Source organism: Candidatus Pantoea formicae, assembly GCF_011752625.1.
Lineage (GTDB): Bacteria > Pseudomonadota > Gammaproteobacteria > Enterobacterales > Enterobacteriaceae > Pantoea > Pantoea formicae.
On the sequence record NZ_VWXD01000042.1, the window covers coordinates 1 to 534 of the forward strand.

1 protein-coding gene is annotated in these 534 nt (G+C 61.8%); it reads right to left on the minus strand.

The features are described 5' to 3' along the window. On the minus strand, positions 1 to 290 hold a 290-nt coding region (locus tag F3J38_RS27790; RefSeq protein ID WP_167144556.1), incomplete at its 3' end, for a S24 family peptidase. Positions 291 to 534: the final 244 nt, after the last annotated feature.

Below are 534 nucleotides of genomic sequence, written 5' to 3' on the forward strand. Positions count from 1 at the left end.
ACGTCGATCAGCGTGACGGTTTCATCCGCATCCGGCGCCTGCAGGGCGGGAACGGGGTTGAGCAGCAGGCGCCGCAGCGTCAGCTCGCCTTCCACCTCGGCAACAATGAGCTGGCCATGCGTCGCGGTCAGCGCCCGGTCGATGGCCAGCACTGATCCTTTCACGATGCCGGCGTCAGGAAAATCGCTGTCGCTGCGCATCAGATAGGTGGAATAAGGGGAGAGGCTGACGAGGTCACCCAGGTTCAGGCGCGTCTCTCTGTAATTCTGGGCCGGGCTCTGAAAGGCCATAGACAGTCTCCGTTCTGACAGCAGGTAAGCGCGGTGAAACAAACGGGTTTTACTGGCTTCAGTGTCGCGGGGGCATATCACATGCGCGCGCCCTGCAGTATTTTACGCGCCCGATTATCCACTGTCGCCAGGGCTGGGCTGCCGGCCGTCTGAGCAGCGTCTGCCACTGCGAGGCGGCAGTCGGCCAGTCATGCGCCATCTCCGCTCTGACGGCGGGCTGACTCAGCTTCTGATAGTAATTCAT